The sequence below is a fragment of the Allomuricauda sp. M10 genome (genome assembly GCF_020782875.1).
GTDB lineage: Bacteria > Bacteroidota > Bacteroidia > Flavobacteriales > Flavobacteriaceae > Flagellimonas.
This window is the reverse complement of record NZ_JAJGBN010000006.1, coordinates 148,134-174,983: the sequence shown is the minus strand read 5'-3', so window position 1 is coordinate 174,983 and position 26,850 is coordinate 148,134. Positions and strand designations below refer to the sequence as shown.

25 protein-coding genes are annotated in these 26,850 nt (G+C 43.5%); 16 read left to right on the top strand and 9 right to left on the bottom strand.

The features are described 5' to 3' along the window. Positions 1–193: 193 nt before the first annotated feature. From LKX84_RS17970 to LKX84_RS15245, 3 genes are read left to right on the top strand one after another with little or no spacing between them, the layout of a single operon-like run. Positions 194–325: a hypothetical protein gene (locus tag LKX84_RS17970; protein WP_262909162.1), complete on the top strand. Its 132-nt coding sequence runs from the start codon at positions 194–196 to the stop codon at positions 323–325. Positions 326–342: 17 nt separating this feature from the next. Beyond that, the gene (locus tag LKX84_RS15250; protein ID WP_228238092.1) at positions 343–1,497 is read left to right on the top strand and encodes a serine hydrolase domain-containing protein; all 1,155 of its coding nucleotides are present in this window, start codon (positions 343–345) and stop codon (positions 1,495–1,497) included. Positions 1,498–1,556: 59 nt separating this feature from the next. Beyond that, positions 1,557–1,730, top strand: coding sequence for a hypothetical protein (locus LKX84_RS15245; RefSeq protein WP_228238088.1), 174 nt, complete (start codon positions 1,557–1,559; stop codon positions 1,728–1,730). Between the two features lie 80 nt (positions 1,731–1,810). Here the strand turns inward: LKX84_RS15245 and mfd are convergent, their stop codons facing one another. Next, a complete protein-coding gene (gene mfd / locus LKX84_RS15240; RefSeq protein ID WP_228238086.1) occupies positions 1,811–5,296 on the bottom strand; it encodes a transcription-repair coupling factor in 3,486 nt (1,161 codons plus the stop codon). A gap of 1,126 nt (positions 5,297–6,422) precedes the next feature. Between mfd and LKX84_RS15235 the strand changes: the two genes are divergently transcribed. Next, on the top strand, positions 6,423–6,647 hold the full coding sequence (locus tag LKX84_RS15235; protein WP_228238085.1) for a hypothetical protein: 225 nt from the start codon (positions 6,423–6,425) through the stop codon (positions 6,645–6,647). A gap of 73 nt (positions 6,648–6,720) precedes the next feature. Next, complete coding sequence (locus LKX84_RS15230; protein WP_228238084.1) at positions 6,721–7,323, top strand: GNAT family N-acetyltransferase; 603 nt, start codon at positions 6,721–6,723, stop codon at positions 7,321–7,323. A 10-nt stretch (positions 7,324–7,333) separates the two neighbouring features. Here the strand turns inward: LKX84_RS15230 and LKX84_RS15225 are convergent, their stop codons facing one another. The 3 genes from LKX84_RS15225 to LKX84_RS15215 all read right to left on the bottom strand — a co-directional run bounded on the left by LKX84_RS15225 (position 7,334) and on the right by LKX84_RS15215 (position 10,621). Continuing rightward, positions 7,334–8,470, bottom strand: a complete 1,137-nt coding sequence (locus tag LKX84_RS15225; RefSeq protein WP_228238083.1) for a glycerate kinase — start codon at positions 8,468–8,470, stop codon at positions 7,334–7,336. A gap of 46 nt (positions 8,471–8,516) precedes the next feature. After that, positions 8,517–9,173 (bottom strand): hypothetical protein, encoded by a 657-nt coding sequence (locus tag LKX84_RS15220; protein WP_228238082.1) that lies wholly within the window; start codon positions 9,171–9,173, stop codon positions 8,517–8,519. Between the two features lie 125 nt (positions 9,174–9,298). Next, entirely contained in the window at positions 9,299–10,621 is a 1,323-nt protein-coding gene (locus LKX84_RS15215) for a hypothetical protein (protein WP_228238081.1), read from the bottom strand. Positions 10,622–10,853: 232 nt separating this feature from the next. Here LKX84_RS15215 and LKX84_RS15210 point away from each other — a divergent pair, with 232 nt between their 5' ends. From LKX84_RS15210 to LKX84_RS15190, 5 genes are all read left to right on the top strand, one after another. Next, positions 10,854–11,555 (top strand): SIMPL domain-containing protein, encoded by a 702-nt coding sequence (locus LKX84_RS15210; RefSeq protein ID WP_228238080.1) that lies wholly within the window; start codon positions 10,854–10,856, stop codon positions 11,553–11,555. 19 nt (positions 11,556–11,574) lie between these two features. Continuing rightward, the gene (locus tag LKX84_RS15205) at positions 11,575–12,066 is read left to right on the top strand and encodes a DUF6265 family protein (RefSeq protein ID WP_228238078.1); all 492 of its coding nucleotides are present in this window, start codon (positions 11,575–11,577) and stop codon (positions 12,064–12,066) included. Positions 12,067–12,162: 96 nt separating this feature from the next. Then, entirely contained in the window at positions 12,163–15,312 is a 3,150-nt protein-coding gene (locus tag LKX84_RS15200) for a VPS10 domain-containing protein (protein WP_228238070.1), read from the top strand. Beyond that, positions 15,312–15,884 carry a pentapeptide repeat-containing protein gene (locus LKX84_RS15195; RefSeq protein WP_228238067.1) on the top strand — a complete coding sequence of 191 codons (573 nt, stop codon included), beginning with the start codon at positions 15,312–15,314 and terminating at the stop codon, positions 15,882–15,884. The genes LKX84_RS15200 and LKX84_RS15195 overlap by 1 nt, the downstream gene beginning before the upstream one ends. A gap of 9 nt (positions 15,885–15,893) precedes the next feature. After that, positions 15,894–16,247: a hypothetical protein gene (locus LKX84_RS15190; protein ID WP_228238066.1), complete on the top strand. Its 354-nt coding sequence runs from the start codon at positions 15,894–15,896 to the stop codon at positions 16,245–16,247. 1 nt (position 16,248) lies between these two features. Here the strand turns inward: LKX84_RS15190 and LKX84_RS15185 are convergent, their stop codons facing one another. After that, positions 16,249–16,719 carry a CBS domain-containing protein gene (locus tag LKX84_RS15185; RefSeq protein ID WP_228238064.1) on the bottom strand — a complete coding sequence of 157 codons (471 nt, stop codon included), beginning with the start codon at positions 16,717–16,719 and terminating at the stop codon, positions 16,249–16,251. Between the two features lie 121 nt (positions 16,720–16,840). On the opposite strand from LKX84_RS15185, the gene LKX84_RS15180 reads away from it, so the two are divergent. The 3 genes from LKX84_RS15180 to LKX84_RS15170 all read left to right on the top strand — a co-directional run bounded on the left by LKX84_RS15180 (position 16,841) and on the right by LKX84_RS15170 (position 20,694). Next, the gene (locus LKX84_RS15180) at positions 16,841–19,111 is read left to right on the top strand and encodes a M28 family peptidase (RefSeq protein ID WP_228238062.1); all 2,271 of its coding nucleotides are present in this window, start codon (positions 16,841–16,843) and stop codon (positions 19,109–19,111) included. Continuing rightward, a complete protein-coding gene (locus LKX84_RS15175; protein ID WP_228238061.1) occupies positions 19,104–19,913 on the top strand; it encodes an SDR family oxidoreductase in 810 nt (269 codons plus the stop codon). The genes LKX84_RS15180 and LKX84_RS15175 overlap by 8 nt, the downstream gene beginning before the upstream one ends. Before the next feature lie 82 nt (positions 19,914–19,995). Continuing rightward, positions 19,996–20,694, top strand: coding sequence for a hypothetical protein (locus LKX84_RS15170; RefSeq protein ID WP_228238059.1), 699 nt, complete (start codon positions 19,996–19,998; stop codon positions 20,692–20,694). Here the strand turns inward: LKX84_RS15170 and LKX84_RS15165 are convergent. After that, complete coding sequence (locus LKX84_RS15165) at positions 20,691–21,200, bottom strand: nuclear transport factor 2 family protein (protein WP_228238057.1); 510 nt, start codon at positions 21,198–21,200, stop codon at positions 20,691–20,693. The two genes, LKX84_RS15170 and LKX84_RS15165, sit on opposite strands and share 4 nt — an antisense overlap. Next, positions 21,190–21,690 carry a hypothetical protein gene (locus LKX84_RS15160; protein WP_228238056.1) on the bottom strand — a complete coding sequence of 167 codons (501 nt, stop codon included), beginning with the start codon at positions 21,688–21,690 and terminating at the stop codon, positions 21,190–21,192. Before LKX84_RS15160 ends, LKX84_RS15165 begins: the two co-directional genes overlap by 11 nt. A gap of 64 nt (positions 21,691–21,754) precedes the next feature. Here LKX84_RS15160 and LKX84_RS15155 point away from each other — a divergent pair, with 64 nt between their 5' ends. Beyond that, positions 21,755–22,696 carry an NAD-dependent epimerase/dehydratase family protein gene (locus tag LKX84_RS15155; RefSeq protein ID WP_228238050.1) on the top strand — a complete coding sequence of 314 codons (942 nt, stop codon included), beginning with the start codon at positions 21,755–21,757 and terminating at the stop codon, positions 22,694–22,696. A gap of 7 nt (positions 22,697–22,703) precedes the next feature. Here LKX84_RS15155 and LKX84_RS15150 read toward each other — a convergent pair whose 3' ends face one another. Together LKX84_RS15150 and LKX84_RS15145 are read right to left on the bottom strand one after the other, a co-directional pair. Next, positions 22,704–23,129: a DNA primase gene (locus tag LKX84_RS15150; RefSeq protein ID WP_228238049.1), complete on the bottom strand. Its 426-nt coding sequence runs from the start codon at positions 23,127–23,129 to the stop codon at positions 22,704–22,706. A 63-nt stretch (positions 23,130–23,192) separates the two neighbouring features. Beyond that, entirely contained in the window at positions 23,193–23,399 is a 207-nt protein-coding gene (locus LKX84_RS15145) for a hypothetical protein (protein ID WP_228238047.1), read from the bottom strand. 4 nt (positions 23,400–23,403) lie between these two features. Between LKX84_RS15145 and LKX84_RS15140 the strand changes: the two genes are divergently transcribed. Together LKX84_RS15140 and LKX84_RS15135 are read left to right on the top strand one after the other, a co-directional pair. Then, a complete protein-coding gene (locus LKX84_RS15140) occupies positions 23,404–25,698 on the top strand; it encodes a TonB-dependent receptor (RefSeq protein WP_228238045.1) in 2,295 nt (764 codons plus the stop codon). Positions 25,699–25,908: 210 nt separating this feature from the next. Then, entirely contained in the window at positions 25,909–26,811 is a 903-nt protein-coding gene (locus LKX84_RS15135; RefSeq protein ID WP_228238043.1) for a serine hydrolase, read from the top strand. Positions 26,812–26,850: the final 39 nt, after the last annotated feature.

Genomic DNA, 26,850 nt, shown 5'->3' with positions numbered 1-26,850 from the left:
ATAGGATTTCTCAATTGTCGTTTCCATCCAAATGTCGAAATGACTATAGAGCCAGATTGTCATTCTGAACGTCCCGATGGCTATCGGGATGAAGAATCTAACAGCACACTATTAGATGCTGAAACCAGTTCAGCATGACGTGGAGTATTCAAGATTTCTCAATCGTCGTTTCCATCCAAATGTCGAAATGACCATGAAACCTACTTGTCATTCTGAACCTCCCGATGGCTATCGGGATGAAGAATCTCATTTAATGCTTCTCACCCTTGAAGGTTCTTGCGGTAGGGCAAGAAATCCATCAACAATCCTTACCTTGATGCGCTAATTAACCAAACCCTTCACATGAGACCTCTTTTTAAAATTTCCCTCCTTCTTTTATTGATGGCCAGCAACCCTTTATCGGCCCAAAAAATGCATTTCCCCGAAAGAAACGAAACGTGGAAAACTGCCGAAAAAAGCCAGTTTAAATACAAGGCAGACCAATTGGCCAAAGCGGTTGAATATGCCAATGCGAACGAATATTCCGGTTCCCGCGATTTACGGATTGCCATTCTGGATGGCTTTAAGCAAGAGCCGTTTCATCAAATTTTGGGACGGACGAAAAAGCGGGGTGGACCTGCAGGAATGATTTTTAAGAATGGCTATCTATTGACGTCTTGGGGAGACACCAAACGGGTAGATATGACCTTTAGCGTTACCAAAAGCTTTCTCTCCACCGTGGCCGGTTTGGCCGAGGATGAAGGACTTATTGCAGACACCAATGATAAAGTGGGCGACTATATTTGGGACGGCACTTTTGATGGGGAACACAACTCCAAGATTACTTGGGAACATCTATTGCAACAGAATTCCGATTGGTCCGGCGAACTTTGGGGCGGTAAGGATTGGGCTGATCGCCCACCTCGCGAAGGAGGTCTGGACGATTGGAAATATAGAAAACTGAACGAACCGGGCACCGTAATGGAATACAATGATGTTCGGGTGAATGTTTTGGCCTATTCCTTAACACATGTATGGCGGAAACCGGTTCCCATGATTTTGAAGGATAAAGTGATGGACCCTATTGGTGCCACGACCACCTGGCGTTGGTTTGGATATGACCATGCATGGACCGAGGTGGATGGTATCCAAATGAAATCAGTGACAGGTGGCGGACACTCCGGTGCCGGACTTTTTATTTCCACTGAGGATATGGCCCGTTTTGGGATGTTGTTCCTGAACAATGGCCTTTGGAAAGACCAACGATTGATCAGTGAAGGCTGGATCAAAAAGGCTACCGCACCTTCGGTACCCAATGTAAACTATGGCTATATGTGGTGGCTCAACCAAAATGGACCCCGTCATTGGGAAGGTGTGCCCGAGCATGTGTTTTACGCTGCAGGTTTTGGGGGTAATTTTATTGTGGTGGACCAAAAAAGTGGTTTGCTCATAGTAACCCGTTGGTTGGAACCTTCAAAAATTGGGGAGTTTGTAAAGCAGGTTTATGAGGCTTTCTAAATGCCATTCTGAACATCCCGATGGCTATCGGGATGAAGAATCTAACAGTACTAAATGAGATGCTGAAACCAGTTCAGCATGACGTGGGGTATTCAAGATTTCTCAATCGTCGTTTCATTCCTCATATCGAAATGACCATGAAACCTGATTGTCATTCTGAACAAAGTGAAGAATCTCATATTCCAAAAAGAAATGCTGAAACAAATGGTGCTGGTCTAAACGGAAGTTCCTAAGATTTCTCGTCGCTTCGCATTATCGAAATGACTCTCATTGGTCATTCTGAACGTCCCGATGGCTATCGGGATGAAGAATCTCACCCTATTGAAGCAGGTACAACTCTCAATGGCTCCAAAACCTTGAAAGCCTTTTCCACATTGGTAATGCGATCAAAAGTTAATAGGAGACGTAATCCGTTTCTTGTCTGTTTTTCCTTGAGTCTGGCCTGTTGGGAATGGCTCTGCACGTATTGCAGTACTTGGGAGAATATAGGTGTTTGGTAAAAATTGGATTGCTGGTCGGCAATAAAATAACCCATGAACTTACCTTGTTTCATCACCACTTTTTCCAGACCAATGTGGGTGGCGATCCATTTAATACGAACAGAATTCAACAAGTCTTGTGCCTGATCGGGCAACTCTCCAAAACGGTCCACAAGATCAGCCTCGAATTTCTGAAGTCCTTGTTCATCCTTTACCTCATTGAGCTGGGTGTACAGGTTCAATCGCTCCGTAATGTTGTTGATATAGTCATCGGGGAAGAGCAGTTCAAAATCGGTATCCAGTTGAATGTCCTTCACGTAGACTTTTTCTTTATGACCCTCTACCTCTTCGTATAGATCCTTAAATTCATTTTCCTTGAGTTCGTCAATGGCTTCCGTCAATATTTTTTGGTAGGTCTCAAACCCGATTTCGTTGATGAATCCACTTTGTTCACCACCCAATAAATCCCCGGCACCACGGATTTCGAGATCTTTCATGGCAATGCTGAAACCGCTTCCCAGATCGGTGAACTGCTCCAATGCTTCAATTCGTTTTCGGGCATCGGGGGTCATCACTTCATAAGGTGGAGTAATGAAAAAGCAGAACGCCTTTTTGTTGCTTCGTCCCACACGGCCACGCATCTGGTGAAGGTCGCTCAACCCAAAATTGTTGGCGTTGTTGATAAAAATGGTGTTTGCATTGGTCACGTCCAACCCACTTTCCACGATGGTGGTGGAGACCAGCACATCAAACTCCCCATTCATAAAGGCCAGCATGAGCTGTTCCAGTTTTTTGCCTTCCATCTGTCCATGACCGATTCCGATTTTGGCATCGGGCACCAAACGTTGGATCATTCCAGCTACTTCCTTGATGTTCTCGATTCGGTTATGGATAAAGAATACTTGTCCGCCACGTTGGATTTCATAGGAAACGGCATCCCGAATAATTTCTTCATTGAATCGGATAACTTGACTATCGATAGGGTATCGGTTGGGTGGTGGGGTATTGATGACGGATAGGTCCCTGGCTGCCATCAAACTGAATTGCAGCGTTCTAGGAATGGGAGTAGCTGTTAGGGTAAGTACATCCACATTTTGTTTGATGGAGCGTAGTTTTTCTTTTACGGAAACTCCAAATTTCTGTTCCTCGTCCACAATCAACAATCCCAAATCCTTGAACTGGACATTTTTGTTCACAAGTTGATGGGTGCCAATAATGATATCCACCTTTCCAGCTGAAAGACCATCTAGCACTTCTTTTTTCTCTTTGGCAGTCCTAAAGCGGTTGAGGTAATCTACCGTAACGGGCATATCCTTCAAACGCTCCCTGAACGTGCGGCTATGTTGAAATGCCAAAATGGTAGTAGGTACCAAAACGGCCACTTGTTTGCCATTGTCCACCGCCTTGAATGCCGCCCGAATAGCCACCTCGGTCTTTCCAAAACCAACATCACCACAGATGAGACGGTCCATGGGACGTTCGCTCTCCATGTCCATTTTTACATCCTGGGTCGATTTTTCCTGATCAGGAGTGTCCTCGTACAGGAAAGATGCTTCCAATTCATACTGTAAATAACTATCGGGGTCATACTGGAAACCTTTTTCCAAACGTCGTTTGGCGTACACTTGAATAAGGTCGAAGGCAATTTGCTTAACGCGGCTCTTGGTTTTCTGTTTCAGGGTTTTCCAAGCCGCGGAACCAAGTTTATAGATCTTGGGCGGCGCCCCGTCCTTGCCATTGTATTTGGAAATTTTATGTAGCGAATGGATGCTCACATACAAAATATCACGGTCGCCATAGATCAATTTGATAGCTTCCTGCTTTTTGCCTTCCACATCTATTTTTTGAAGCCCTCCGAACTTGCCAATTCCGTGGTCAATGTGGGTCACATAGTCCCCGATCTCCAGTTTGTTGAGTTCCTTGAGGGTAATGGCTTGTTTCTTGGCATAGCCATTTTTAAGGTGGAATTTGTGGTAGCGTTCAAAGATTTGATGGTCGGTATAGCAAGCCAGTTTCAGGTCGTCATCAATGAAACCTTGATAAAGGGGTAGTACGATTATTTTGTAATCCACACTTCGACTACGCTCAGTGTCCTTTACGCTTTCATTTTTTGGTTGGCTGAGCGAAGTCGAAGCCAAATCATCAAAAATGTCATGGAAACGTTTGGCCTGTTGCTCGGTGGAGCAGAAAATATAGTTGGTGTACCCCGCTTCCCTGTTTTCGTTCAGGTTTTCAATGAGCAGGTCAAATTTTTTATTGAAGGAAGGTTGGGGTTTGGTGTGGAATTGCATTATGTCACTTCGACTTCGCTCAGTGACCATATTGTCTAAATTTTGGGGGCTGATCGGAGTCGAAGCCCCAATCTCAACACATAAAAAATCCACAAGTTGTTCCTTCAACAAAGTCGAATCTGCAAATAGCTCCTTGGGTTCTGCATGCTTGATTTCCTTTCCCAGTTTTGCAAAACTTTCTTCCGCTTTGGCAAAGAACGAATCGATTCGATCATAGATCAAAGCAGGATTTTGAGCAAAGACCACCGTGTTGGGGGCAATATATTTTAAAAAGCTCTCCCGTGATTCCTGTAAGAACTTGTTTTCTACATTGGGGATGATGGTAATCTTCTTCACCTTGTCCGTAGAGAGTTGGGTCTCCACATCAAAGGTTCGAATGCTATCTACTTCGTCACCAAAAAATTCGATGCGATAGGGTTGGTCGTGCGAAAAGGAAAACACATCCACAATACCCCCACGAACGGAAAACTCCCCGGGTTCGGTCACAAAATCCACCCGTTTGAACTGGTATTCAAATAGCACTTCATTTAAAAAGTCAAGGGAAAGGGTATCCTCCAATTTTATTTTTAGGGTGTTCTTGTCCAATTCCTTTCGGGTGACCACCTTTTCAAAAAGGGCATCAGGGTAGGTGACGATCACCGCTGGTTTTTTGCGTGAGTTGATGCGGTTGAGCACTTCGGCACGCAACAATACATTGGCATTATCAGTCTCTTCAATTTGGTAAGGCCTTCGGTAACTGCCTGGATAGAAAAGCACATCGTTTTCCCCTATCAACAGTTCTAGGTCGTTCAAGAGATATGCAGCTTCTTCCTTATCGTTCAAGATTAAGAGAAATGGGGCATCAACCGTTTTAAAAATTTCCGAAACCACAAAGGACAGGGAAGAACCTACAAGTCCTTTTACATGTATCTTTTTTTGGGTGATGTGCTTCTCGACTGAGCTCGAAGTGACAATTTGGACAATGGCATCCCTCAGTTTCCCGAGTGTGGGAGACTGTGCAAAGAGTTGGGAAATCGGGGCTTTGGTCAATCCAAAAACTTTGCGGCAAAGATAAACTGAATTGTTTTTAAGGAAAGTATTTTTTTAGATTTCTCGTCGCTTTGCTCCGTCGCAATGACAAAATGTTGATGTTTTGTAGGGGACCCTGAGCGGAGTCGAAGGGTTACTTTTTGGTTTATCATGACTATCTAAAACAATTGGACACGAATGATGCAAATTATCTCGAATGTCCCATTGTCATTCTGAGCGCAGCGAAGAATCCAATTCGAATCGACAAATTGATGTTATTTTTGTGAGGCACCCTGAGCGGAGTCGAAGGGTTACTTTTTGGTTTATCATGACTATCTAAAACAATTGGACACGAATAGCGCAAATTATCTCGAATGTCTCATTGTCATTCTGAGCGAAGCGGAGAATCCTATTCGAAACCACAAATTGATGTTATTTTTGTAAGGGACCCTGAGCGGAGTCGAAGGGTTACTTTGTGGTTTATCATGACTATCTAAAACAATTGGACACGAATAGCGCAAATTATCTCGAATGCCTCATTGTCATTCTGAGCGCAGCGGAGAATCCAATTCGAAACCACAAAATGTCGGTGTTGCTCATGGGACCCTGAGCGGAGTCGAAGGGTTTGTTTTGCATCCGATCACTGCCGTCTTTAATGATTGGACACGAATGGTGCAAATTATCTCGAATGTCCCATTGTCATTCTGAGCGCAGCGAAGAATCTCCAAAAAGTTGTTTATTTTAATCGGAACCTATAAAATCATTGATTTATTGGCCGGTATTGGTGGTCTATTGGTTGCTTTTGAAAAGTCTTCTACCTATCCTGAACATATAATAGGTTACTATCCAAAAGAATATGTACAACAAAAGGTAGAAAGTGAATGAACCCCATTTGGCTCCACTATTCCCCTTTATGGCATCTGAAAACCCTAAGGCCAAGGTTGGAAAGAAGAGAATGAGCCTAAACACAAATGCAATGCTCATTAACATGAGTGCAAATCCTATTAATTTCTTTATAACTAGTGGAAACCTCATTCTTGGATAAAGATATGAGATTCTGTTATTACTTTTCCCAAAATGCATTGATGTACATGTGACCCAATCCCCAAATCGGGGTCTAAACTTAAATACCAAAACCCCAATCATAATGGCTATTCGCAGTATCAACAAATACTCCGTGATCAAAAGGTTCAGTCTTGGTAAACGGATGTACGACAAACAGGAGACCATCTACATTCAAGAACAGGACGCCCAACACGGGGAACCCCAAAAAGTTTTCGATAGCAACAAGGAATATGTAACCGACATATCTTCAGACATTTATTCCTCCCTAAGAAAAAATTTCATAGTGCCTACCGAAGACAATCAGTGATCCTTTTGTTAATTCCAAACCACAAAAAAGTACCACCCGTCTTTTCCCCTATCTTTGGGGCAAAACACTAGCTATGCAACCTTGGTTGAAACCCGTTACCCTTGAAGGAAATTTGGTAAAACTTGTGCCCATGAAAAAGGAACACAAGGTGGATCTGGCCTTTGCCGCATCCGATGGCAACCTTTGGGAGCTTTGGTACACCTCTGTCCCAACCCCTGCAACCACAGATGCCTACATCACCACCGCCCTTTCGGAACAAGAAGCAGGCAAATCGCTCCCCTTTACCATTGTGGACAAAAGGACCAATGCCGTGGTGGGCACTACCCGTTACATGAATGTGGAAGCCGCACATAAACGGCTGGAAATCGGCTCTACCTGGTATGCCAAAAAAGTACAGCGCACCGGGGTGAACACGGAGTGCAAATACCTGTTGCTGAAATACGCCTTTGAGAATTTGGGCTGCGTTGCCGTGGAATTCCGCACGCATTTCCACAATCACCCGTCCCGAAACGCCATTCAGCGCTTGGGCGCCAAACAAGACGGTATTTTAAGGAACCACCGCATTGATGCACAAGGCAATTTAAGGGATACCGTGGTATTTTCCATATTGGAGAGCGAATGGAAAACAGTAAAAGCTTCGTTGGAGTTCAAGATGCAAAGAGGGCCGTTGCACTAGCCAAAAATACCTAAGCTTTGCTTGTTTTGAGCAGATGGGCAAAATTATAGCTGGTCAGTTCCAGGTTTTGAAAGCTTTTGGCCTTGGCCTCATCCAAATTACCGATCTGGTTTAAAATGGAAACCGCATAATCCAATCCCATGTGTTGCATTTCCGCAATGGTCACATCTACCGAACCACAAAAAGCGGCCACGGGCACCTGATACTTTTGCGCGGCCTTGATCACCCCGTTGATGGTTTTACCAGAAAACGTTTGTCCGTCCAATTGGCCTTCCCCGGTAATCACCCAATCGGCGCCTTGTACCACTTCCTCAAAATTAGCGAGTTGCATGACCAAATCCACCCCAGAGGTCAGGCTGGCGTTCAAGAACACCACGGCTCCTCCCCCAACACCTCCGGCGGCTCCTGCTCCGGGAATCTCCTGTACGTCCACACCAAAAGTAATTTGGAGGACCTTGGCGAATTGTTCCAAGCCTTCATCTAAAAAGGCCACCTCATCAGGCGAGGCCCCTTTTTGTGGACCGTAAATTTTGGCGGCACCCTGTTCCCCATAAAATGGATTGTTCACATCGCAGGCCACTTGAATATTGGCTTTGGATAATTGTGGATACACCTTATCCATATCGATTTGAGCCACCAGGCCTAAATTTTTGCCCACAGGTTCCAATGCGTTGCCTTCGCTATCCAAAAAATGATAGCCCAACGCCTGGGCCATGCCCATGCCGCCATCGTTGGTGGCACTTCCGCCGATACCCAAAACGATGGTTGTTGCCCCTTTTTCCAAGGCATCCAAAATGAGTTCCCCAGTGCCCAAGGACGTGGTGTGCATGCAGTTCATCTCGGACTTTTGGAGCAGTTTGTAGCCCGAGACTTCGGACATTTCAATAAATGCGGTGTGTTTGTCTTGGGAAAGCAAATAAGGGGCTTCCATTTCTCGGAACAAGGGATCGTGCACCCGCACTGGTACGGAGGAAGCATTCAGGTAATGGCTCACCACCTCAATGGTGCCATCCCCGCCATCCGCCAAGGGTCTTTTTACGATCTCCGCCTGGGGAAAGACTTTTAGGATCCCACTGGCCACCGCTTCGCAGAATTCCTGCCCGGTGAGGGAGCCTTTGTATTTATCGGGTGCGAGGAGGAATTTCATGGGTTTTGGGAGTTGGGTGAAAACATGTAATTGATTATTGTCATTGTTAGCTGCTGGCTTTTAATTTTTCCATTTCAGACTTTTGTTTGCTATTCAGAGGAACCTCATATAATGCAATTGCCAACGTTGATTCATTTAAATTTTCAAAATCGATATTCTTTATTTTTTCTTTGTTAAATAGGTCTAAAACTTTGTCTGTGCAAAAACGGTGCATAGTTGAATTTCCGTTTTCGTCTGGGTTGCACATGAATAGATCTGAACCGTCCCAGTAATCATTTTTAAAGTAAAAACCTTTGACATGTGGTTCAGTATATATTCCAATTTTGTCCAGAACTATTGAGCTTTTTGAATAATCTCGATACCCACAACGGCCCGTTATAATTAGCCCAAAATATTTTTGGTCAATTAATTCATTCTTTTTTGAGCGGATTTCAACATTGTAGGTATTCCAGCCTGTAATTCCGTTTGCCTTAAACAATTCAATCACTCTTTCACTAACTATTAGCGGAAAAGCGTTCGTTGTCCAAATAATATCATAGAGAATATTTCCGCCCATCGAATGTTTAACAGGAATGGTTTCTGCCATGAGTTTGTCACCGCGTGAAATTTCAGGTTCAGCCAAGTCATAATTTTCCACAACTCCTCGAAATGGTCTATTCGAAAAAGCCTCTCTAATCATATATGTTTTATCGTAATTCAGCATTTTTAGCTTGCAGGTATGAGTCTGGGGCAAGAGTAATTGCGAAGATTTTCGGAGGCCTGCCCTGAGCGCAGTCGAAGGATAAAAGAGAACAAGCAATTACTTATAGCCATTGTAAGCAATAGTATTTATTCTTTTTCTTCGATATTTATCATTTCTTTAAAAACGTCAGATTCTTTTCTGAATTTTTCAAATTCCTCTGTTTTCCTCATTTCCTCAAATATTGGGAACTCTAATACATTTTCTACTGTAAGTTCATCTGTCTTAATTGAACTTTCTAGATTTGAAAAGAACTTTTTTTTGTCTTCTTTCAAACCCCAAAGACCCATTTGAAATTTCAGAGCTTTATCTGAATAATCAACTTCGTTTATTTCTTTTGATATGGAGTCATATTTACCTTCTCTTTTTATACAAAGCCAACTATTAAGCTGTGCTACTGTTCTATGTGCAGAAGCATTATCTCTGTCTTTAAATATAGCCTCTGAAATACCACCTGCTATGTCCCATCTATTCTCCAAAAGATTACTATAAACAATGTCGTTCAATATTTCTTCTCTTGTTTCACTTTTCTTCTCAATTTTTTTCCAAATCTCAGAGGCAATTAAGGTAAATACAAGATGTATTTTACATATTGAATTTTCTAAATATTCTTTTGTAACCTCTAATTCATCGCCAATTTTTACATTTTCCCTTAAGGATTCAGGTACTTTTGTTAGATAAATAGAATTAACAACACCTCCATTATGGACTAATAGGTTACGTCTTTGGTAAATTTCAATAAGTTCATCTTTTTGTCTGTAAGCTAATTCGGATTTTATCTTTATTTCATCTTTTAATATTGAAAGCCAACTTTCAAAACCACCTCTAAATATTTCTTCAATTTTTTGGTCGATTAGAAATTTTTCAGCGTCTTTAATATCTCCAAATGTTTTTAAATTTTCTAGGCTTAATGTTTTCTTCTTAATACCAGCTGAATCAGGATATTTATCATAATAAAAATGTAAAACTTGTGAGAAAAACCATTCTACTGTACTTAAGAGGCTTATTAAAGAACTTTTTAATAATTGATGTTTTTGGTGACTAATTTTATAAACATTTTCTAAACTCGAATCAATTCTTGGATGCAAACTTTTTGGAACAGAATAGATGAAATCTGGAATTTGCTCAATTGATAAATCTTTGTTGTCTTTTTTTACTTGTTCCTTGTCAATTTCACTAGCTATAATTAAATCGCCATTTAATAATTGTTTAAGTTGCTCTTGGATGTAGTTTTTCTTTTCTTCATCTTTTTCTAATGCTACATCTTTAGCTAAGTCAAAGCCTTTGGAAATTATTTCTCTTTCCTTTTCAGCTTCTTTTAAATGTTGGTCTAAAAATGGTTCAATTAGCTCAATGAACTCTCTAAGTCCGCTAATATTTTCGTTGAAATTCCTTAAATAGTTATCTAGCATTCGTTTCTTAATATTATTTCCAACTTGTTTATATAAATATAAAACACATCCCTACACCCCAAATACGGAGTACTATCGACGCATCCAATCACCCTCTTCCGCATCCCCTATTCTGTACTCAAGATAATCAAACAATTCCAACCCTTTTACGGAATAGCATATTCGCGTTTGTAAAGTGGTACAGGTTTTGTATCTCACAGGGAAGTATTTACCTTTAAACAAAAATGAAACTATGAAAAAATGTATCCTATCGATTACCGCATTGCTATGCACCACCGCCTTTTTTGCCCAGACCAAGAGTTTTTTGGATGTGCCCTATCTGGAAACCTCCGCCCAAGTGGACACCTTGGTAACGCCGGACAAAATCTACCTCAGCATCACCATTCAGGAAAAAGACACCAAAGGCCGTGTGTCCGTAGAGGAGCAGGAGAACAAAATGGCGCAACGCTTTAAGGCCATGGGCATTGATATAGACAAACAGTTGGTGATCAAGGATTTTAGCAGCGATTTTAAAAAATATTTCCTGCGCGACAAGGAGGTGCTGAAAAGCAAACAATACTCGTTGGAAGTCTATTCCGGCAAGCAGGCCGGGGAGGTCATGGTGGCCTTGGAGCAATTGGAAATCGCCAACGCCTATGTAGAAAAGACCGAATATTCCAAAATGGACGAACTGGAACTGGAACTGAAATCCAGGGCCATGAAAAAAGCCCAACAAAAAGCCGTTGCCCTGACCAAGCCATTGGGCCAAAAAGTGGGCATGGCCATCCATATTGTGGACAACTCACAACCCTACTACCCCCGTTACAACCAGCCCGTGATGATGGCCAAAATGGAAATGGCGGCAGATGCGAGCATGGAGCAACCTTTGGACATCGATTTTGAAAAAATAAAAGTGGAATCCATGGTGAACGTCAAGTTTGCCCTTTCCAACTAAACCACAAAAACCACAACACATGAGACGCTTATTGTTCCTTTTATTGATGGGCACCGGCATCGTTTCCGCCCAAAAGACCATGCAACTGTCCGAAGGACAGGAATCGCCCACTGCTTCTTTAAAGGAGGTGGCTTGGATCGAAGGCTCTTGGAGCGGGGAAGCCTTTGGCGGAACGGCTGAAGAGATTTGGAGCGCGCCATTGGGCGACTCCATGATGTTCGTGTTCCGTTTGGTGAACGACAATAAGGTCTCTTTTTATGAAGTGGGACACATTCAACAGCTGGAGAATTCCCTTATTCTCCAGCTGAAACATTTTGATGGCAACCTGAAGGGTTGGGAGGATAAAATCGAGACCATCGACTTCAAATTGGTGAAACTGGAAAAGAACAAGGTCTATTTTGAAGGGCTTACCATGGAGTTGGTGGATAAAAACCACATGAACGTCTACGTGCTCATCGAGGAAAATGGCGAAGCCGAGGAAATCCTTTTTGCCTATTCCAAAAAACCTTGATGTTTCCCTAGGGATTACGGGCAGTTTTACGCTGCTCATTGTACATCCAATGGCTTTGAATTAGTATCTTTAACAGGATAACTAATTCCAACACTCGTGAAACCAAGACTATTACTCCTATGTGCCCTGTTGCTGGCCATTTACCCTTCGCATGCCCAAAAACGAAACAAAAAATCCGACACTCCCGCAGTTGTCGTCAACGATTCCCTTTTCCCAGGACTGAAATGGCGTAACATTGGCCCGTACCGTGGAGGTCGAAGTGTTACCTCTACCGGGGTGGTGGGTCAACCCCACACCTATTACATGGGTTCTACCGGTGGCGGCATCTATAAAACTACGGATGATGGCATTACTTGGGAGAACATTTCCGATGGATTTTTAAAGACAGGCACCGTCGGTGATATTGCGGTTTCCGAAACCAATCCCAACTTGGTTGTGGCAGGTATGGGAGAGCATCCTGCCCGTGGGGTGATGACTTCCATGGGAGATGGCGTGTATAAATCCACCGATGCAGGCAAAACCTGGAAACATATCGGTTTGGACAAGACCCGACATATTGGTGATGTGATCATCGACCCAACCAATCCCGATATCCTTTTTGTGGCAGCCCAAGGCGCACAATACGGCCCATCCGAAGATCGTGGCGTGTATCGTTCCTTGAATGGGGGCGAAACTTGGGAAAAAGTCCTTTATGTGGATGAAAACACAGGAGCTTCCTCCCTTTCCATGGATATGAACAACCCCATGATCCTGTATGCCGCCATGTGGCAACACCGCAGGTATCCTTGGACCATGGAATCCGGTGGGGCGTCATCCGGACTGTACAAATCCACCGATGGGGGCACCACTTGGACCAAGATGGACAAAGGCATTCCAAAGGAATTTGGTAAATCGGGCATCTCGGTTTCCAGGGCCAATTCTGATATCGTTTATGTGGTTTTGGAGGCCGAAGGCGAAAAAGGCGGGGTCTATAAAAGTGTGGATGCCGGAAAGACCTGGCAGCAGACCAGCAAGGACCGTATCAACATTGCCCGTTCTTGGTACTATATGGAAATCTTTGCCGATACCCAAGATGAAAATGTGGTGTACGTATTGAACGCTCCCGTGACCAAATCCATTGACGGCGGAAGGACTTTTGCTCCTTTATCCACTCCGCATGGCGACAACCACGACCTCTGGATCCATCCGCAGAACAACAAAATCATGATCAACTCCAATGATGGGGGTGCCAATATCAGCAATAATGGAGGAAAGAGCTGGAGCTCCCAGGAGAACCAGGCCACTTCCCAGTTTTATCGCGTGATCACAGATAATTTGGTGCCTTACAACGTGTATGGTGGCCAGCAGGACAATACTTCGGTGGCCATTGCCAGCAGAACCCATGACGCTGGTATCGATTGGAAGGATTGGTATGCCGTTTCAGGTTGTGAAAGTGCCTATTTGGCCTTTGACCCCAACAATCCCGAGTTTATTTATGGGGGCTGTTACCAAGGGATCATTGAGAAATGGGTGCGGGCTTCCCAAGAAGCTAAACCGATCCAGGAGTATCCTGAATTGGGACTTAGCAAGGTGCCCAAAGATTTTAAGTTCCGATACAATTGGAATGCACCCATCATCAGTTCGCCCCACGACCCGAATACGATTTACCATGCGGGGAACGTGGTCTTCAAAACACTGGATGGCGGAAATACTTGGGAAGTGGTGAGTCCTGATCTTACCCGCAACGACCCAAAACAACAAGGCCCAGGCGGTGGACCGTACACCAACGAAGCGGCCGGTGGCGAAAACTACAACACCCTGATGTACTTAGTGGAATCCCCGCACGAAAAAGGAGTACTTTATGCCGGTTCGGATGATGGTTTGGTGCACATCACCAAAAACGGTGGCCAAAGCTGGGAAAACATTACCCCTCCCAATTTAAAGGAAGGCATTATTAACAGCATTGAGGTATCTCCCCATAATCCTGCAACGGCCTATATGGTGGCCATGCGATACAAGTTCATGGATTTGGATACCTATATTTTCAAAACGGCTGATTATGGTAAAACTTGGACCAAGATCACCCAAGGGATTGATGGCGAGCATAACTTTGCCCGAGTGGTCAGGGAAGATCCAAAACAAAAAGGACTGTTGTATGCCGGTACCGAAACAGGTCTGTTCGTTTCTTTGGATGACGGACAACATTGGCAAACCCTACAACTCAATTTACCGATTGTTCCCATCAACGATTTGGCCATTCACGACAACGATTTGATCGCTGCCACGGCGGGACGTTCCTTTTGGATCTTGGACGACCTTGGGGCCATTCAAACCAGTTTGAACCCAGCCACCAAGTTGAGCATTGTGACCCCGAAACCGTCTTACCGCATTTTTAACGGCAGTACCGATAAACCTGTTCAAGGGTTGGGGCAAAATCCAAAATCGGGGGTAACCTTTGATTACTACTTACCTGAAAAATTGGATTCCACAGAGCTGAAACTGGAGGTGCTTTCTGGAGGAAAAGTGATCCGAACCATCACCAATCAAGCACCAAAAGATTTTAAAAGTTGGCCCGGTGGGCCTTCCAAACCCGCGGTTCTGCCTTCCCTGAAAGGATACAACCGATTTACCTGGGATTTTAGCCGTGAATCCGTGATTCCTATAGATCAGGTTTTCGCCTATGGCGGGTATCGAGGGGCCCGTGTAGCGCCTGGCACCTACACGTTACGCCTTTCTTTGGGTGATGAAACTGTAGAGACCAATGCAGTGGTTTTGGCCGACCCGAATGTGGAAGGTACGCCGACGGATTATGCGGAACAACAGTCCGTTCTTGTTAAAATTGATGAGAGCATCAACAATATGCACAAGGGCGTTAACCAGATCAGAAAGGCTAAAAATCAACTTAAAACCTACAAAGACTTGTTGAAGGACAATGAAAAAGCCAAAGGCTTGATTGAAAATGGGGATAAGCTTTTGGAGCGCATCACCACTTGGGAAGAAAAATTGATCCAGCCCAATCAGAAGACCTTTCAGGATGTGATCAACTTCCGTAACCAGTTGAATGCCGAGTTCATGAACTTAAAAGATTTTGTGGATGTGGCCGAGCCCAAGGTTACCAACGGTGCCAAGGAACGCCTAAGAGATCTTTTGACCCAGTGGAAAACCTACGAGGATGAAAAAGATGCCATTGTAAACGATGGCATGAAAGCTTATAACGACATGTTCAAATCGCTGGAAATTCCGGCCATCATATTATCCGAAGACTAATGGCACAACCCTTTTGGTTCGATCAGGAGTTCACAAAGCAGGATTATTCCCAAAACAAATTGCCGAAGGGTGATTATGAGAATTGCCGTTTTGTGGACTGCCTGTTCACCAAAGGATTTTTGGACAATCAAAATTTTGTGGAATGCACTTTTGAAGGTTGCGACTTTACCAACGCCAACATTGCCCATACCATTTTTAACGAGGTCACTTTTGTGGATTGCAAAATGGTGGGGGTACAGTTCGAGACCTGTAATCCGATGGTTTTGGCTTTTCAATTTACAGGATGTAATCTTTCGGTGGCTTCCTTTTACGGCATGGAAATTCCAAAAACCTTCTTTTTAAACTGCAAACTACACCAAGTGGATTTTTCCGAAGCCAATCTCAAAATGTCGCAATTCCCTAATTCAGACCTGGAAAACGCCATTTTCAACCATACCCAATTGGAACAGGTGGATTTTTCGTCCGCTTTTAATTTTTCCATTGATCCATCTATCAACACCTTGAAAAAAAGCAAGTTCAATAAAGAGGGATTGATCGGTTTGTTGAAAAAGTATGATATTGTGGTCACCTAATCTTATGCCATGTCTGAAAGAAAATGTTTGGAATGCGGTGCAAAATTGGTGGGGCGGATAGACCAAAAATTCTGCTCGGACCACTGCCGGAACTCCTATAACAACAAACTGAACCGCGATAGCAAGAACCTGGTTCGAAACATTAACAACAAACTCAGGAAAAATTACCGCATCCTCAACAGTTTTCCCTTAAATGAAGGAAAGACCAAGACCACTAAAATGCGTTTGCTGGATAAAGGCTTTGACTTTGAGTATATTACCAACCTGTATACCACCAAAAAAGGCAGTACCTACTATTTTGTGTATGATCTTGGTTACCTACCGCTTGATAATGATTATTATATGATCGTAAAGCGGGAATAAGCTATTTCCAGCTCTGGGCGGTCAGTTTAAGAGCGGCCACCACGATATCCTTTCGGCTGATCTGCCCTACCAAAATGTCATTTTTCATGACGGGCAACCTACGCCTATTATGACGGGCAAAAACACCTGCAGCATCAAAAATGGACATATCATATGGAATAGTCTCCACATTCTTGGTCATGAAACGCTCTACACTCTTATCCAAAATGGGTTGATTGAAATACCTACTCTCGGAAATCTGTTTCATACAGTCCGCTTCGGATACGATTCCAACCAAAAAACCATTGTTATCCACCACAGGTCCACCAGAAATGTGGTGCTTGGCAAAGGTTTCCATGACTTCCAAAATAGACTGATCCGGGGAAAAAGTAATCAGCTTTTTGGACATATAGTCTTCCACCAAAATAGGGGCATTGTATTTCTTCTTGTTCTCCTCCTTGGAACGTACGCCTTGAAAACTTTTGATTGCCATATGGTTAGAATTTAAAGTTGAATAATAAATATAGCTTTTTTTAGTGAATAACCTAATTTTTAACATCTAAATATGAGAACCTTTCATAAATTCATACATTTATGTTCCAACAAACCAAAACATGAAATTCTCCCGAACCCTTGCCCTTTTGCTCCTTAGTATTGCAGTGTATTGGAGCTTTACATCTTTGATGCCTACTTACCACCCGGATTCCACTATTTCAATGGATTCTTTTTCCACAGATCGGGCCTTGGTACATGTGAAAAATATATCCATGGAACCCCATGCGGTAGGTTTTCCCGGACATGACCGGGTTAAAAGCTATATCATTGCTGAATTGAAAAAAATGGGCTTGGAGACCACCACCCAAGAAGGTTATACTGCAGGTGACTGGGCCAATTTGAGTAGGGCCACCAATATTTTGGCCCGAATAAAAGGTTCTGGGGAAGGGAAGGCACTTCTTTTGCTGTCGCACTACGATAGCGGACCCCATTCCTCTTACGGCGCCAGTGATGCCGGAAGCGGAGTCGCCACCATTTTGGAAGGGGTTCGGACCCTTTTGGCCAGTAACGAAACCCCCAAGAACGACATCATCATTCTCATTTCAGATGCGGAGGAATTGGGCCTGAACGGGGCCGATCTTTTTGTGAACAGCCACCCTTGGGCCAAGGATGTAGGACTTGCACTCAACTTTGAGGCACGTGGCAGCGGTGGACCCAGTTACATGCTCATTGAAACGAACCGTGGCAATGGTACCCTCATCAAAGAATTCACTAAGGCAAAGCCACAATTTCCTGTGGCCAATTCATTGGTCTACAGTATTTACAAGATGCTTCCCAACGATACCGACCTTACTGTTTTTAGGGAAGATGGCGATATAGATGGGTTTAATTTTGCTTTTATCGATGATCATTTTGATTACCACACCGCTTTGGACACCTATGATCGACTGGATAAAAAGACATTGGCCCATCAAGGAAGTTATTTAATGCCTTTATTGCACTATTTCAGCAATGCCAATCTCAACAACCTGAAAAGTTTGGACGATTACATTTATTTCAACCTACCCTTTTTTAGGTTGGTCTCCTACCCTTTCGAATGGATATGGCCCATGTTCGGTTTGTCACTTTTGGCATTTGTAGCGCTTTTGGTCCTTGGTTTTAAGAAAGAACGTCTGAATGCCAAAGAAATCTTGAAAGGGTTTTTGCCCCTGTTGATCACTCTGGTGGTCAATGGTGTGGTGGGCTATTTCTGTTGGACGATGATCACCTGGTGGTATCCCGGTTTTAAGGATATGCTCCATGGCTTCACTTATAATGGGTATACGTATATCGCTGTTTATGTAACCTTTGCTTTGTTTGTTTGTTTTTATACCTATCACAAGTTCAAAAAAATAAGCACTCCCAACATATTGGTGGCCCCTATCGTTATCTGGTTGATCATTTGTGGATTGGTGGCCGCGTATCTAAAAGGAGCCAGCTTTTTCATTATACCATTATTCGGTTTGTTGGCGGCTTTTATGGTGACCATCAACCAAGAAGAACCCAGTCCGTACCTTTTGGTGTTTTTGGCACTGCCGGCAGTGTTGATCTACTCGCCCTTCATCAAAATGTTTCCTGTTGGGCTCGGACTTAAAATGATGATGGCCGCTACCCTGTTCACTACATTGCTGTTCTTATTGGTGCTTCCATTCTTTGGTCAACTGAAAAGTAAAGGGCGGTTGTCCTATCTATTCTTGTTCCTCTTCTTTGTTTTCGGAATCATGAGCCATTTACAATCCGATTTCAACCAAAAACGACCAAAACCCAGTAGTCTGGTCTATATTTACGATGCCGATAACGATACTTCAGTTTGGGGTACCTATGACCAAAAACTAATTGGATGGAATGCCCAATTTTTGGGAAATGATAAAAGAAAACCCGAAGCCGAGACCCTATTTAGCAAGTACAGGACCCAATTGAACTACATATCGGATGCCCCTAAAAAGGATATTGCCCTACCGCGAATCGATATGGTTAAGGACACCGTAATTGGTGAAGAACGGATCATTGAACTTTGCGTTACCCCAAAACGAAATGTGAACCGTTTGGATGTGTACACGAACGCCACACCTGTAAATGCCGCCACGGCTAACCGTATTCCCCTGTCGCCCTACTTTTTACAAAATCGGAACAGCAGATTGATCACCCATTACATCACCAATAACGATTTCACGGAACTGGAATTGAGTTTTCCAAAAGATTCGGTTTTGGAACTCAGTTTTTATGAAGCTTCCAACGACCTGCTCACCAATAAGGAGTTCAGCGTTCCCCAAAGACCGGAAACCAGCATTCCCATGCCGTTTGTACTGAACGATGCCATATTGACCATTAAAACCTTAACGTTTGAGTAAAAGGATAGGGGTTTTAGGTTGCGGCTGGCTGGGATTGCCCTTGGCCCAGAGATTGGTCGAAAAGGGGGTGGAGGTGCACGGGACCACTACCTCTTCCGATAAATTGGAAGCGCTTCAAAATTTGGGCATTGTTCCCTATCATATTTCCTTATCGGAAAATAGTATTGATGGGTACATCGAAACCTTTTTGTCCCATATCGATATTTTGATCATCAATGTGCCTCCCAAACTTAGACACGGTAATGCTGAAAGTTTTATTGAAAAAATGAAACTACTGCGTTCAAAGATTCAAAATAGTTCCGTTTCCAAAATCCTTTTTGTGAGCAGTACGGCCGTTTATGGCGATGAAGACGGTGATGTTACCGAAGACACACTACCCAATCCCATTACGGAATCGGGCAGGGAATTGTTGGCCAGCGAGCAACTTTTTTGCAACGATTCCAGCCGATTGACCACCATTTTAAGGTTCGGTGGACTGATCGGTCCAAACCGACATCCCATCAAACAATTATCGGGTAAAAAGGATTTAAAGAACGGGCATCATTCGGTTAACCTGATCCAACTGGAAGATTGCATACATATGATCACTACCATCATTGCCGAAGAGTATTGGGGTGAAATCTTCAATGGGGTGTATCCACTGCATCCCAGTAAAAAAGAATATTATTCCAATGAGGCCAAAAAGCGTGGAGTTCCTCCGCCTGAATACCAAAATCTTCCGATTCTGGATAAGGGCAAACGCGTAAAAAGCAAAAAATTCCTTCAAAAAGGGCATCAATTTACCACTTCAATCCTTTCTTGATGCGCATAACCTTTACTTATGGGATTCTTAACAGGAGGGTAGCAATAATTTTTTTAGTTTTGGCGCACTAATTTGAAGATCAATGAAAAAGATTGTATTTGCGCTGTTGTTATTCATGGGAATCAATGGATTTTCTCAAACCAAGAGCGAATTATTGAAGCATTATGAAGCTTTTTACAACGAAATGCGCTTGCAAGGCGATGTGAACGGTATCATTGGGGCCTTGACCCATTTGAATGTGCTTTCCCCATCCAAGGAGAGAAAGGACACCTTGGCCTTTGTTTACATGAACAACGGACAACACATGCAGGCCTTGAATACCATTGGGATCGAGGCGAACACAACCGATTCCGATTTGGCCGTACAGATCAAAGCCGTTTCCTTAAAAGCCCTGAACCAACCCAAAAGGGCATTGGAACAGTTCGAAGAACTTTATAAGAGAGAACCCTCTCCTTATGTAGCCTACGAAATGGCCGATCTAAAAATTCAGACGGGGGATATTGCAGGTGCCGCTACCAACATTGAATACGGTATTGCCAATGCCAAGGATGATATGCTCTATGCCTTTTACGAAAGACAACAACCCTATGAAGTGCCTCTTAAAGCTGCTTTTTATCATCTTAAAGGTTTGGTGGACTTTAACCAGGACAGGAACAATTTCGATTTAGCCATTGCATCCATTGACGAAGCACTTAAAATTGCACCGAATTTTAATTTGGCCAGTTTAAGCAAACAAGCTTTGGAAGCCAGAAAGAAAGAGGGAACTACCGAAGGAAACTAGTTTTGTTGCTTGGCCTTTAGCTCCAAAAGCAACTCATCATCCTTTTTTTCCTTAATCTGGATAAGTTCGTCCACATTTTCATTGGGGACGGCAATCGACAATACATAATGGGCAATCTTCCATTGCCCATTCACTTTTTTAAGCACCCCTGAACCCCTACAGATTTTCATTTGGGTGTCCAATAATTCATCAAACCAAGCAAACGTCTTGCCTTCGTTCATGTAAATATTGCGTTGCACAGATGTAAAACTCCAAGCCTTTCCCCTATCAAAATACGGTTTGGAAAAACTTCTGAACGCTTCATTCTGCCAATTTTCCATGGCATCCGTTCCTAAAAAAACGGCATCTTTGGTCATCAATCCAAAGTAAGCATCAAAATCGGCATTGGCGGCGGCAAGGTGCCAGTTATCCAACACTTCATTGATTTTTTGTTTGTCGGAAACCTGAGCACTAACGGCTAACGTGGTCAACAAATAGCCAAAGAAAATAACGGCTTTAGTTTTCATCCAGAATCAATTTTTTGTCCAATTGACTGTTCACAATTGTATTGAATTGTTTGCGCATGGCATTGTAAGCCTTTATCATATCCACAGAAGGTTCTGTAGTGGGTTGGTTCTCCAGGATGCTGGCTTTTACCATGTATAAATATGTCCTGATTACCCGTTGTCTGCTTTTGATCTGAAAGGTATCGAACAACTCGGGGTAATTGCCCTCGTTCAATTTCTTTTCCTTTTCGATAAGGTCGTCAACGGCCAGTGCCAAATCTTCCGTATTGGTGGCCTTGTACAACACATCAAAACTGGCATCGAACGCCTTGAACTCCTCCCAGCCATCCAAAATTTCGGTAGCCTTCAGGTTGATGGTGGCCCTAGTTGGCAATTTCTGGTAGTCAAAGGTCAAATCCACTTTAGCTGATTGGTCCACAGTACCTTCATCAGTTTTTTTGCATCCTGCTACAACTGAAAAAATAAAAAGGGCAACTAACAATTTTCGCATAGGCGAATGTACAAATTTTAATAAAGGGTATCTTTGCTCCCAAACCGAATTAACTTCAATTTTAATGCACAAACCTATACTTATTATTGGCGCTTGCGGCCAAATCGGCACGGAACTTACCATTGAACTTAGGAACAAATATGGTGCGGACAATGTAATCGCGAGTGATATACGGGAAGGCACGGATTCCTTGATGCAATCCGGTCCGTTTGAGCTATTGGACGCCACCAATTATGCCGCCATTGAAGATGTAGTGATGCATTACGATATTGATGAAATCTACTTAATGGCCGCCATGCTCAGTGCCACCGCGGAGAAATTCCCGATGCGGGCCTGGAACCTGAACATGAATTCCCTGTTCAATGTGCTTAATTTGGCAAAGGAAAGCAAGATCAACAAGATTTTTTGGCCATCCAGTATCGCAGTCTTCGGGCCGAATACCCCTAAGGATGACACCCCGCAAAGCACCATCATGGAACCCAGCACAGTGTATGGGATCAGCAAACAATCAGGGGAACGTTGGTGCGAGTACTATTTTAAAAAATATGGGGTGGATGTGCGCAGTGTCCGCTACCCTGGATTGATCAGTTGGAAGACCATGCCGGGTGGTGGAACCACGGATTATGCCGTGGAAATCTATCATGAAGCGCTTAAAACCGGGCAATACGAAAGCTTTTTGAAAATGGGCACCAAACTACCGATGATGTACATGGACGATGCTATAAGGGCCACTATCAGTTTGATGGACAGTCCTGCGGAACAGATCAAGGTCCGTTCCTCTTACAATTTGGCAGGTATGAGCTTTGCTCCGGAGGAGATTGCCGCCAGCATCCAAAAGCACATCCCCGATTTTAAAATGAGTTATGCCCCGGATTTCAGGCAACAAATCGCCGATTCATGGCCTGGCAGCATTGATGATACCGAAGCACGTGAACAATGGGGATGGGAGCCTAGGTTCGATTTGGACCAGACTACCGAGGAAATGCTAAAAAACTTAGGGAATTAGGGACTGATCAATAGTCGTCTTCGTCGTCATCCTCGTCGGTGTCGTCCGCTACATCATCCACATCGTCGTCATCGTCGTCGTTGTCAACATCATCACGATCGTCGTCGTCATCGGTATCTACATCATCACCGTCTGAACCTGAGAAATCGTCGTCGTTGCCAGGAATCTTGCCCAAATCTTCGGTATCCAAATCGTCGTCTTCGTCTTCGTCATAATTGGCCATACTATGTTCCAATTTCAAGCTGATCTTGACCAAATATTTGGTGTCGTCCGTAGACACTTCAACGGCTTCTATCAATTCGCCCTTTAAGTTGCGGAAGGTAATTACATCATTGTCCCCGTAACCGTCGGGGTACTTTTCCACCAATAGTTTAAGTACCTCTGGGGTCAACTTCTTATAATCCACTATCACTCTTCTGAGGTTGTTGTTCATGGTGCTTGTATTATCTAAATGATCGAGCTAAAATTAGAATAAAACTCATTCCTCGGAAAAAAATTATGAAAAAAATCGTTCGCCACCAATTTTTGGTCTTTTCCCAACAACGAAACCAACAGAAAGTGAGTAAAGTACCGCATTAAAAAATGTCTTTTTTTTATTGATTTTTCTAGTAAGACGTGGCATCATAAAATTGAAGAACCTATCATCTTTTGGTATTTCGTTTCGTAATTTCCCTTCCAAAACAGACCATCCTTCTAAATTCAACCTTATGACCAAATTTTTATCCGCTCTACTTTTGTTGGGCGCCCTTTTCTCCATTCAGGCCCAAACCACTGTAAAAGGTACTGTCACCAATAATGAAACCAACCAACCTTTGGAAGGCGCATCCATTTATGTGAGCGCCATCAACAAGGCAACCGCAACGGATGCTTCCGGAAATTTCCGCCTTTCAGGCTTTGGGAAAGGCACTTATGCCATTCAAATAAGCTTTGTGGGTTTTGAAACGGAAGTGGAAACCTTTGAAATAGATGATGAACAGGAACTCAACCTGAACATAGTCCTTGAACCACAGCCTTTTGCCATCAATGAAGTGGTGGTGGCCGCAGCTTACGAAAAACCGCAACAAGAGGAAACCTTTAAAATTGATGTAATTCCCAAGCAACAAATGGCCAAGACCGGTGGTATGAGTGTTATGGATATCATTCCCAAAGTACCTGGGGTAAGTGCCGTTTCCACAGGGCCGTTGGTCAGCAGACCGGTAATTAGGGGACTATCTAGTAACCGTGTTTTGACTGTTGTGGACGGAATTCGTTTTGAGACGCAACAATGGGATGACGAACACGGTATCGGTATCAATGAATTGGGGATGGACCATATTGAGATTATAAAAGGCCCGTCCTCGTTACTTTATGGCCCAGAAGCCATGGGTGGCATTGTTCGTTTTGTGGAGGAAAAACCAGCCGAAGTAGGAACCACGGAAGCCGACATGGAAGCCATGACCTACTCTAACAACCGAGGTGGAAGAGCTGAAGCCGGGGTAAAAAGTTCCACGGAAAAATTCAATTGGGGTGTCAGCGCCCTTGGCAAACTGCTATCCGACTACTTTTATGATGGATTTGATTTTCGGGTGCCCAATACTCGACTTTTGGAATATGGTGCCAAGGGATTTACCGGAATAAACAGGTCTTGGGGTAATTCCAAACTTTCGTACACCTTCAACCAGGCCTATTATGGCATTTTGGATGGAAAGGATATTGTAAAGGACGAAGACGGCCGCATCATCAACATTGATAGTTTGGAAAAAGAAAAGTTTCCCTTTGAGACTGAAGCCCCTTTCCATGGCGTCATAGACCACAGGATCATCTCCAAAACTACCATCTTGGCAGGTGCCTCCACCATAAAGGCCACTTTGGGCTATCAGAACAACCATCGTACCGAAAACGAGGAACTCGCAGGAAATAAAAAAGGGTACACGTATCTGGATATGATCCTCAAATCATACACCTATGATGTAAAATGGTTGCTTCCTGAAATGGGTCATTTCCATACCATTTTGGGTTCACAGGGCATGCACAAGAACAACACGAACGGCAATAAGGGCACTACGCAATTGATCCCAGATGCCGACATTAACGATATTGGCTTTTTTGGAGTGAGCCGATGGGAAGAAGATCATTTCAACCTAAGCCTAGGAGCCCGTTATGATCACCGGAACCTGGATACGGAGGAAAGCACCAATACAACCGTGACCCAACCCGCTATTTCCAGAACTTATGACAACCTTAGTTATTCTTTGGGAGCCGCTTTTGAGCCTATGGAACATGTGATTTTAAGAACCAGTGTGGCAACTGGCTACCGATCTCCTAACCTCAATGAACTGATGTCCAACGGTGTAAAACTGGAAAGTCAACGGTATGAAGTTGGTAACCCCGATTTTGTGAAGGAGACTAATACCGAATGGGACGCGAGCATTGCTTATGAAGGCAAACAAATTTCTTTGGAAGGAAGCCTGTTCTACAATAGCATCAACGACTATATCTACATCACTCCCACAGGCGAGGAAACCAACAGCAATCTGGATTCGGAAGTTTTGGTTCCCTTGTTTGAATTTCAACAACGCGATGCGAACATTTATGGAGGAGAAATTATGCTGAACCTTCATCCAACTGCCATTTCATGGGGACATTTGGAAACATCCCTTTCTTCCTTAAAAGGAAAACTGGCCGATGAGGACGAATACCTCTACCAAATGCCGCCTACCAAATGGAACAACGATATCTTCATCACATGGGACCATTGGGGCAAATTGACCGAATGGACATTCAATATTGGCACCAATACCAGTTTTGAACAACATCAGGTGGCTTCCAATGAAATGGAGACTTCAGGTTATACCTTGGTACATTTGGGGTTGGACACCCACTACCGAAAAATGGAATTTTTCTTGAACGCCAATAACCTGTTGGACCACAAATATTTAGATCACATGAGCCGATTCCGGTCGTACGAGATCTACAGTCCGGGACGGAATATTTCACTGGGTATAAAAATGCCTTTACTTTGATTCAGATAGAAAATAAAAATACCAGGGAAAGCGTTTATTAAGAAGAACTTTGTGCAAGGTTTGGATAATTTTTTAACAAAAGGGACAATGATCTAGAAACCAAGCCTGCATCATTGCTAGGGTTTACAATTCGTCTAAAATTTAATTTTTAACACATTGTGCATCTTTGGATTATATAATTTTGGCTAGTTTTTTATACCCCTTGTATTGATGAGGAACTTTTTTGTTGTTTTATTTTTTTCCGCACTAATCCCATCCGTTTCAGGGCAACAAGCGTTGCCCTTGAAAATGGGCAGTGAAAGCATGAAGCCGCTCACCAAGTTGGTGGATACTTCCCTTCAAAACAGTTTGGAAGAGGAAATCATGAGCAATGAAACCTGGTCCCATTTGATCTCACAAAAAAAGATGGCCGTGGGCATTGTGGATCTGAGCAATCCAGAAAAGGTCCGCTTTGCAAGGATCAATGGCAATTACATGATGTATGCTGCAAGCTTGCCCAAAATAGCTATTCTCCTATCGGCTATGGACGCCATTGAAAAGGGAGAGCTGGTGGAGACCCAAGAGGTAAAAAAAGATATGAGGTTGATGATCAGCAAGTCGGACAATGCAGCTTCCACCCGAATGATCGACCGTGTTGGGTATGCCAAAATAGAATCGGTAATGACAGATCCCAAATACGCTTTTTATGACGAAGAAAATGGGGGCGGGCTTTGGGTAGGAAAACGTTACGGCGGAGGCGGTGACACCAATAGGGAACCCTTGAAACATTTAAGCCACGCAGCTTCGGTGACCCAGGTTTGCAGGTTCTATTATCTTTTGGCCAATGGCCAGTTGGTGAACGAAAAAAGATCCAAGCAGATGTTGAACATCATGGAGAACCCTGAGCTACACCATAAATTCGTGAACACCTTGGACATCATTGCCCCTACGGCGCGCTTGTTCCGTAAGTCGGGCTCTTGGAAAACGTTCCACTCCGATTCCATCCTTGTTTGGGGAAAAGAATCCAATCGCAGATACATTTTGGTGGCCCTTGTTGATGATCCCGATGGGGAGCAAATCATCCGGAATTTGGTAAAACCTGTGGAAAAAGTATTGAAAAAACCCGAAATTTAGACATTGGATAGCACTTTGACCAATGATCTATAGACTGGC

What these genes read in the sequence shown, in the direction of transcription:
- LKX84_RS17970 (WP_262909162.1), top strand. Translation starts at nt 194, where the DNA reads ATGAAACCTACTTGTCATTCTGAACCTCCCGATGGCTATCGGGATGAA.
- LKX84_RS15250 (WP_228238092.1), top strand. Translation starts at nt 343, where the DNA reads ATGAGACCTCTTTTTAAAATTTCCCTCCTTCTTTTATTGATGGCCAGC.
- LKX84_RS15245 (WP_228238088.1), top strand. Translation starts at nt 1,557, where the DNA reads ATGCTGAAACCAGTTCAGCATGACGTGGGGTATTCAAGATTTCTCAAT.
- LKX84_RS15235 (WP_228238085.1), top strand. Translation starts at nt 6,423, where the DNA reads ATGGCTATTCGCAGTATCAACAAATACTCCGTGATCAAAAGGTTCAGT.
- LKX84_RS15230 (WP_228238084.1), top strand. Translation starts at nt 6,721, where the DNA reads ATGCAACCTTGGTTGAAACCCGTTACCCTTGAAGGAAATTTGGTAAAA.
- LKX84_RS15225 (WP_228238083.1), bottom strand. Translation starts at nt 8,470, where the DNA reads ATGAAATTCCTCCTCGCACCCGATAAATACAAAGGCTCCCTCACCGGG.
- LKX84_RS15220 (WP_228238082.1), bottom strand. Translation starts at nt 9,173, where the DNA reads ATGCTGAATTACGATAAAACATATATGATTAGAGAGGCTTTTTCGAAT.
- LKX84_RS15215 (WP_228238081.1), bottom strand. Translation starts at nt 10,621, where the DNA reads ATGCTAGATAACTATTTAAGGAATTTCAACGAAAATATTAGCGGACTT.
- LKX84_RS15210 (WP_228238080.1), top strand. Translation starts at nt 10,854, where the DNA reads ATGAAAAAATGTATCCTATCGATTACCGCATTGCTATGCACCACCGCC.
- LKX84_RS15205 (WP_228238078.1), top strand. Translation starts at nt 11,575, where the DNA reads ATGAGACGCTTATTGTTCCTTTTATTGATGGGCACCGGCATCGTTTCC.
- LKX84_RS15195 (WP_228238067.1), top strand. Translation starts at nt 15,312, where the DNA reads ATGGCACAACCCTTTTGGTTCGATCAGGAGTTCACAAAGCAGGATTAT.
- LKX84_RS15190 (WP_228238066.1), top strand. Translation starts at nt 15,894, where the DNA reads ATGTCTGAAAGAAAATGTTTGGAATGCGGTGCAAAATTGGTGGGGCGG.
- LKX84_RS15185 (WP_228238064.1), bottom strand. Translation starts at nt 16,719, where the DNA reads ATGGCAATCAAAAGTTTTCAAGGCGTACGTTCCAAGGAGGAGAACAAG.
- LKX84_RS15180 (WP_228238062.1), top strand. Translation starts at nt 16,841, where the DNA reads ATGAAATTCTCCCGAACCCTTGCCCTTTTGCTCCTTAGTATTGCAGTG.
- LKX84_RS15170 (WP_228238059.1), top strand. Translation starts at nt 19,996, where the DNA reads ATGAAAAAGATTGTATTTGCGCTGTTGTTATTCATGGGAATCAATGGA.
- LKX84_RS15165 (WP_228238057.1), bottom strand. Translation starts at nt 21,200, where the DNA reads ATGAAAACTAAAGCCGTTATTTTCTTTGGCTATTTGTTGACCACGTTA.
- LKX84_RS15160 (WP_228238056.1), bottom strand. Translation starts at nt 21,690, where the DNA reads ATGCGAAAATTGTTAGTTGCCCTTTTTATTTTTTCAGTTGTAGCAGGA.
- LKX84_RS15155 (WP_228238050.1), top strand. Translation starts at nt 21,755, where the DNA reads ATGCACAAACCTATACTTATTATTGGCGCTTGCGGCCAAATCGGCACG.
- LKX84_RS15150 (WP_228238049.1), bottom strand. Translation starts at nt 23,129, where the DNA reads ATGAACAACAACCTCAGAAGAGTGATAGTGGATTATAAGAAGTTGACC.
- LKX84_RS15140 (WP_228238045.1), top strand. Translation starts at nt 23,404, where the DNA reads ATGACCAAATTTTTATCCGCTCTACTTTTGTTGGGCGCCCTTTTCTCC.
- LKX84_RS15135 (WP_228238043.1), top strand. Translation starts at nt 25,909, where the DNA reads ATGAGGAACTTTTTTGTTGTTTTATTTTTTTCCGCACTAATCCCATCC.